Genomic DNA, 6,414 nt, shown 5'->3' on the forward strand with positions numbered 1-6,414 from the left:
CCACGAGGGGCGGCCGCGATCGGCGCCGCGTTGGCCGGTGGGGCGCGCGGCGGATCGGGCCGGCGGCGTCGGCGGATTGCCGGCGGGCCGCAAGGCGTCAAGCATCGTCAATCGATCGCGAAAACGCAAGGCGACCGGCGCCGCCGGCGCCGGTTCCGCGTGCGATGAACAAGGATTGTCAAATCGAAGGGATGGGGCCACCGTGCGACCGACTCGGCACGGCGGCCTGAGGCGAGGGCCATGGCGGCGAGCGCGCGGGCGGTGCCGATCGGCCGCCGCCCCGGCCTCGCCGGCGCCGTGGCCTGGTCCGCCGCTTAGTCGGCCGCTTGCGTCGCGCCGGTGTCGAGCGGGCAGCGCACCGCGGCCGGCGTCGCCATCCCGCTCCCGGCGGTCGTGCCGGCCGGCTGCGCGGCCATCGCGCGCACGCCGGCCGAGATCCGCCCGGCCAGCTCGCCGACGGCCTTGCGGTGGCCGGCCACCAGCGCGTCGTAACCGGCGCCCACCGGCTCGCTGAGCGTGCTGCGGCAGGTCATGACCGACTGCGTCGCGAGCGAGCGCACGCTCCACACCGCGTCGAGCGCGGCGCGCTCGCCGGGCCACGACTCGAAGCGCTGCACGTCGACGCTGACGCGATAGACGGGCACGCCCGGCGGCACCGCCGCATCGGCCACGTCGATCGTGTCGAGCCGGCGCGTGAGCGCCGTCGACAGCGCGCGGCGGATCTCGTCGGCGGGCGGCGAGGCCCAGCGGTGCTCCTCGAGCACGTCCACGCGCGCGGCGTCGCGCTGCACCACCAGCTGGGTCTTGGCGACCTGCTCGGGCACGTTGACGGCCGGCACCTGGATCAGGAACGCCGGGTTGGCCGGCATCGCGCGGCCGGCCGTCGCCGTGGCGGCGTCGCCCGACAGCGTGTAGAAGTGCGACGGCGGCGACGCGCAGCCGGCCGCGAGCGCGACCACGGCAGCGGCGATGAGCGTCGTCAGGCCACCTGATGCGGCGCGGCGAACGGAACGGGGCATGCGGTCGGTCATTTCTGGTCTCCGGCTTTGCCGCGCAGCAGCGATTCGGGATGCCGCTCGAGATAGTCGGCGAGATTGTTCAGCGTCTGCAGCGTGCGCGTCAGTTCCTTGAGCGCGCCGCGCACGTCGGACTGCAGCGGCGAATCCTGCTGCAGCGTCGCCTCGGCCGTCGTGAAGGTCTGCTTGGCGGCCGACAGCGTGTCGCGCGCCTGTGGCGCGACCTGCGTGTCGAGCTGCTGGAACAGCTTGTCGGCGTGCTTGAGCGCGTCGTTGAGGTTGTTGCCGATCTGGTCGAACGGCACCTTGTCGAGCTTCTTGGCGATGTCGGCCACCTGCAGCTGCAGCTCGTCGAGCGTGTTCGGCACGGTCGGCAGTTCGACCGGCTTGCGGCTCAGGTCGAGCTTGGCGGGCGGCGCCTTCGGGAAGAAGTCGACCGCCACGTAGAGCTGGCTCGTCAGCAGGTTGCCGGTGCGCAGCTGGCCGCGCAGGCCGTGCTCGACGAGGCGCCGCAGGATGTCCTGCTGCGCGGCCTCGCCCTGGCTCGCGACGAGTTCGCGGAAGCGCTTGCCGAGACGCTCCGGATAGACGTTCATGGTGACCGGCATCAGGAAATTCTTGTGCTGCGGGTCGTAGTCGATTCCGATGTTGGTGACGTTGCCGAGCACGATGCCGCGGAAGTCCACCGGCGCGCCCACCGACAGGCCGCGCAGCGACTGGTTGAAGTTCATCACCACCGCCACCGGCTGGCCGTCCGGGTCGCGCATCGCGTCGGCCTCGTCGGAGCCGAGCGGGAAGGTCGCGCCGTTCTTCACCGGGTTGCCGGCCGACTGGTTCGGCGGCGACTGGAACGCGAGGCCGCCGAGGATCACCGTGGCGAGCGACTGCGTGTTGAGCTTGAAGCCGCTCGAATCGAGCCGCAAGTCCACGCCGCTCGCCTGCCACCAGCGCGTGTTGGTGCCGACGTACTGGTCGTAGGGCGCGTTGACGAACACGTTGAACGTCACGCTCTTGCCGTCCTTGTCGAGCGAGAAGCCGACCACCTGGCCGACCTGCACGCGCCGGTAGTAGACCGGCGAGCCGATGTCGACCGAGCCGAGCGAATCGCCGTGCAGCACGTAGGAGGTGCCCTTCTCGTCGCCGGTGACGGGCGGCGGCGTCTCGAGCCCGGCGAAGTCGGTCTCGGTATCGGGCGAGCGGCCCGCGTCCACGCCGATGTAGGCGCCCGACAGCAGCGTGTTGAGCCCGGACACGCCGCTCACGCCGACGCGCGGACGCACCACCCAGAAGCGCGTGCCCTTCACCGCGAAGTCCTCGGCTTCCTTCTTCAGCTGCACGTTGACGAGCACGTGCGAGAGATCCTTCGAGAGCTTGATGGTCTTGACCGTGCCGATCTCGACGTCCTTGTACTTGACCTGGGTCTTGCCCGGTTCGAGCCCCTCGGCGCTGCGGAAGCTGATGGTGATCTCGGGGCCGCGGTCGAACACCGACTTCACGACCAGCCCGACGCCGATCAGCGCGGCCACCAGCGGCACCAGCCAGACCAGCGACGGCAGCCAGCCGGTGCGGCGCGTGACGACGGCCGACGGCAGTTCGGGGCGTTCGGGGGGAGCCGCATTCGGGTCGTGCTGCGGGCCTTGCGGACTATTCATGGTGTTTTCCAGAAGTAACGACGTGATCCCAGATCAGGCGCGGATCGAACTGCATCGACGCGAGCATCGTCAGGATCACCACGGAGCCGAACGCGAGCGCGCCGGGGCCGGCCGTGATCTCGGCCAGCGACCGGAAGTGGACCAGCGCGACGGTCAGCGTGACGACGAAGATGTCGAGCATCGACCAGCGGCCGATCCGCTCGACGATCCGGAACAGCCTGGTACGCTGCACCGGCCGCCAGCTCGAGCGGCGCTGCGCGCTGATCACGAGGATCGTCAGCGCGCCGAGCTTGAGCATCGGCACCAGGATGCTGGCGACGAACACCACCACCGCGAGCGGCCAGTCGCCCGACACCCAGAAGTAGACGACGCCGCTCATGATGGTGTCTTCCTGCGCGCCGACGATCGAGGCGGTGCGCATGATCGGCAACAGGTTCGCGGGAATATACAGGATCGCGGCGGCCAGCAGCAGCGCCCAGGTGCGCATGATGCTGTCCGGCTTGCGCAGGTGCAGCGGCGCGCCGCAGCGCGCGCACGGCTCGGCCGGATGCGCGTCGGGACGCGCGAGCTTCTGCACGTGGCCGCAGGCGTGGCAGCTCGCCAGGCCCTCGCGGGCCGCGGAGACGATCTTCATTGGCGCGGGGCTCCGGTGGCGGGCGCGGCGGGGCCGGCAGGGCCGGCGGGCGGGGTGGACCGGATCGAGGCGGGCGCGGCGGCGTGGCCGGACGCGTCCGAGGTGTCGGGGGCGCCGGGAGCCTCGCCATCCGGGGCGCCGTCGCGGCGCGCGCGCAGCGCGTCGGCGACGTCCCACAGCGCGCGCGGATCGAACATCACGACCACGGCCAGCATCAGCGTGAGTACGCCGAACGCGAACAGCGCGGTCTCCGGCACCACGCGCGCGAGGCTCACCATCTTGACGATGGTGACGAGGATGCCGAGCATGAACACCTCGATCATGCCCCACGGCCGCACCAGCTGGATCGCGCGCAGCACGGCGTTGAAGCCGGGCGGCACGTAGCCGGCGCGCAGCGAGAACAGCACGTAGAGCAGCGCGGCCATCTCGATCAGCGGGAACAGCAGCGTCGAGCAGAACACCATGATCGCGACGATCTGCATGCCCTGGTCCCACAGCGCGCCGAGCGCGCCGAGCAGGGTGGTCTGGACGCGGATGCCGTTGACGTCCATTTCGAGAATCGGAAAAGTCTGGGCGATCACGAACGTGATCAGCGCGGCGAGCGTGAGCGCGCAAAGCGGCTCGATGCGGGTCGAGCCGCTGCGGTACAGCAGCGCGTCGCAGCGCGGGCAGCGCGCGCTTTCCTTGCGGCTAAGCTGCGGTTTGTGCAACAGTGCGTCGCACTCATGACAGGCAATCAGATCGTTTCTTTCCATAGGGGACGACGGTTGCGCGCCATCACGGGGACGCTGGGGAGGGCGGGAACCCGCGCCAATCTTACCAAAACGCGATTTTTGCGGTGTCAACCCCGTTTTCGGGCCGGCGCGGGCGGGCCGTGCCGCTGCCGCACGATCGGGCCGGATCCGGCGTCCCGGCCAGTTTTCAGCCCCCGCAGCCACCGGCATGTTGCGGTAGCATGGCGCCCTTGAATGTGTCGGATTCCTGACAGCCAGGGCCGGCGCCGCTCCCCGTTTTTCCCGAGGCAATCCGATGGCATCGTCCCTGTCGCTGAACCGGCCGGCCGCCTATACGCGCACCGCGATCGCGCTGCACTGGCTGATCGCGCTGCTGATCGTCTGCGGTTTCGCGCTCGGCTGGGTGATGACCGACATCCCCGGCTTCACGCCCACCAAGCTCAAATATTTCTCGTGGCACAAGTGGATCGGCGTGACGGTGTTCGCGCTGGCCGTGATCCGCGTGCTGTGGCGAGCAACCCACGTGCCGCCGCCGCTGCCGGCCGGCACCTCGCGGCTCGCCACGGGCGGCGCGCACGCCGTCCATGCGCTGCTCTACCTGCTGATGCTGGCGATCCCGATCACCGGCTATCTCTACAGTTCGGCCTCGAACATCCCGGTCGTCTATCTCGGCCTGATCCCGCTGCCGCGCCTGATCGATCCCGATCCGGCATTGAAGGAAACGCTGAAAACCCTGCACGTCACGCTGAACTACACGCTGCTCGTGCTGGTGTCGCTGCATGTGCTGGCCGCGCTGAAGCATCAGCTGCTCGACCGCGACGGCGTGCTCGCCCGCATGCTCCCGTTCCTCAAGTAAGAAAGGCTCGTCATGAAGATAGCATTGCATCGTTCCGTGCTCGCGGCCGTGGCCGCCGCCGCGCTCGCCGTCTCGGGCAGCGCGCTCGCGCAGGTGGACCTCGCCAAGAGCAAGGTGTCGGCCGTCTCGAAGCAGATGAACGTGCCGACCGAGGGCGTGTTCAGGAAGTTCAGCGCCGACCTGAAGTTCGATCCGGCCAAGGCGGCCCAGGGCAGCGCGCAGGTCAGCATCGACATCGCCAGCTTCGATCTCGGCGACAAGATGTACAACGACCAGGTGGCCGGCAAGGAATGGTTCGACGCGAAGGGGTTCCCGCAGGCCACCTTCATTTCGTCGTCGATCGCGCCGGCGGGCGGCAACAAGTACAACGTGGCCGGCAAGCTGACCATCAAGGGCAGGACGGTGCCGGTCACCGTGCCCGTGACGGTGACCGACAGCGGCGCGACGCGCGTGTTCGACGGCGTGCTGCCGATCAAGCGTTCGACCTTCGAGATCGGCACCGGCGAGTGGAAGGACACCTCGGTCGTCGCCGACGAAGTCCAGATCAAGTTCCATCTCGTCGCCGCGAAGTGATCGCGGCCGGCGAATCGTATCCGGACGCCGCGCGCTGCCGTGGCGTCCGCTCAACCGCAAGCTAGGAGAATGATTTGAACAAGTCCCTGATGATGGCGGCCGGTGCGCTCGCCGCCGCGCTGTCGATCCCGGCGATGGCCGCGCCGGTGACGTACCAGTTCGACCCGAGCCACACCTACCCGAGCTTCGAGACCGACCACTTCGGCGGCCTCTCGGTGTGGCGCGGCAAGTTCGACGAATCGAGCGGCACCGTGACGCTCGATCGCGCCGCGAAGACGGGCAGCGTCGAGGTCACGACCAAGATCGCCTCGATCCACACCGGCAGCGCGAAGCTCGACGAGCACGTGCAGACGCCGGACTTCTTCGACGCGGCCAAGTACCCGGACGCGACCTACAAGGGCACGCTGAAGTTCGAGGGCGACAAGCCGGTGGCGGTGGTCGGCAACCTGACGCTGCACGGCGTGACCAAGCCGCTGACGCTGAAGATCGATTCGTTCAAGTGCATGCAGCACCCGATGCTCAAGCGTGAAGTGTGCGGCGTGGACGCCGTCGGCGAATTCAACCGCGACGAGTTCGGCGTCGACTACGGCAAGCAGTACGGCTTCAAGATGAAGACCAAGCTGCTGATCTCGGCCGAGGCCGTCGCGCAGTAAGCGCGACCTGGCCGGCGCCCGGCGCCGGAACGTCCAGCACGAAGCAAACCGCCGCGACCCGGCAACGGGCGCGGCGGTTTGTTTTTTGGCCAGGCCGCGCGGCACAGGTCTGGCGGCGTTCGCGCACAGTGCTTGTCCACCGGGCGCTGTGCGCAACGGCTGTGCGGGCCATCGCGGCAGGCCCGCTTCGCGCGGACGAAAAAAAACCGGCCCAGGCGGGCTAATGCCGTTCAGTTAAGCAACTGGACGGCATTTTTGTTTTGGGAAGGAGTGGTTGTAAACGCTGCGCTGAAGTG

At 69.0% G+C, this 6,414-nt stretch carries 7 protein-coding genes; 3 read left to right on the forward strand and 4 right to left on the reverse strand.

Going from position 1 to position 6,414, the window contains the following annotated elements; all coding sequences use genetic code 11:
• Positions 1-314: 314 nt before the first annotated feature.
• The 4 genes from BpN12_RS17565 to BpN12_RS17580 are packed head-to-tail and all read right to left on the reverse strand — an operon-like array spanning position 315 to position 4,057.
• Positions 315-1,031 carry a PqiC family protein gene (locus tag BpN12_RS17565; RefSeq protein ID WP_246796768.1) on the reverse strand — a complete coding sequence of 239 codons (717 nt, stop codon included), beginning with the start codon at positions 1,029-1,031 and terminating at the stop codon, positions 315-317.
• Positions 1,028-2,668: a PqiB family protein gene (locus BpN12_RS17570; RefSeq protein WP_246796769.1), complete on the reverse strand. Its 1,641-nt coding sequence runs from the start codon at positions 2,666-2,668 to the stop codon at positions 1,028-1,030. Before BpN12_RS17570 ends, BpN12_RS17565 begins: the two co-directional genes overlap by 4 nt.
• Positions 2,661-3,302: a paraquat-inducible protein A gene (locus BpN12_RS17575; protein ID WP_246796770.1), complete on the reverse strand. Its 642-nt coding sequence runs from the start codon at positions 3,300-3,302 to the stop codon at positions 2,661-2,663. Before BpN12_RS17575 ends, BpN12_RS17570 begins: the two co-directional genes overlap by 8 nt.
• Positions 3,299-4,057 carry a paraquat-inducible protein A gene (locus BpN12_RS17580; RefSeq protein ID WP_246796771.1) on the reverse strand — a complete coding sequence of 253 codons (759 nt, stop codon included), beginning with the start codon at positions 4,055-4,057 and terminating at the stop codon, positions 3,299-3,301. Before BpN12_RS17580 ends, BpN12_RS17575 begins: the two co-directional genes overlap by 4 nt.
• 274 nt (positions 4,058-4,331) lie before the next feature.
• Here BpN12_RS17580 and BpN12_RS17585 point away from each other — a divergent pair, with 274 nt between their 5' ends.
• The 3 genes from BpN12_RS17585 (at position 4,332) to BpN12_RS17595 (ending at position 6,118) form a co-directional block, all read left to right on the forward strand.
• A complete protein-coding gene (locus BpN12_RS17585; RefSeq protein ID WP_198250275.1) occupies positions 4,332-4,892 on the forward strand; it encodes a cytochrome b in 561 nt (186 codons plus the stop codon).
• A gap of 12 nt (positions 4,893-4,904) precedes the next feature.
• Positions 4,905-5,465, forward strand: a complete 561-nt coding sequence (locus tag BpN12_RS17590) for a YceI family protein (protein ID WP_246796773.1) — start codon at positions 4,905-4,907, stop codon at positions 5,463-5,465.
• A 74-nt stretch (positions 5,466-5,539) separates the two neighbouring features.
• Positions 5,540-6,118, forward strand: coding sequence for a YceI family protein (locus tag BpN12_RS17595; protein WP_246796775.1), 579 nt, complete (start codon positions 5,540-5,542; stop codon positions 6,116-6,118).
• The last annotated feature ends 296 nt before the right edge of the window (positions 6,119-6,414 follow it).

Source organism: Burkholderia perseverans (assembly GCF_022870505.1).
Taxonomy (GTDB): Bacteria; Pseudomonadota; Gammaproteobacteria; order Burkholderiales; family Burkholderiaceae; genus Burkholderia; species Burkholderia plantarii.

Bases quoted from the DNA above. Each gene is read 5' to 3' on its own strand.
- BpN12_RS17565 (WP_246796768.1), bottom strand. From the start codon at position 1,031: ATGACCGACCGCATGCCCCGTTCCGTTCGCCGCGCCGCATCAGGTGGC.
- BpN12_RS17570 (WP_246796769.1), bottom strand. From the start codon at position 2,668: ATGAATAGTCCGCAAGGCCCGCAGCACGACCCGAATGCGGCTCCCCCC.
- BpN12_RS17575 (WP_246796770.1), bottom strand. From the start codon at position 3,302: ATGAAGATCGTCTCCGCGGCCCGCGAGGGCCTGGCGAGCTGCCACGCC.
- BpN12_RS17580 (WP_246796771.1), bottom strand. From the start codon at position 4,057: ATGGAAAGAAACGATCTGATTGCCTGTCATGAGTGCGACGCACTGTTG.
- BpN12_RS17585 (WP_198250275.1), top strand. From the start codon at position 4,332: ATGGCATCGTCCCTGTCGCTGAACCGGCCGGCCGCCTATACGCGCACC.
- BpN12_RS17590 (WP_246796773.1), top strand. From the start codon at position 4,905: ATGAAGATAGCATTGCATCGTTCCGTGCTCGCGGCCGTGGCCGCCGCC.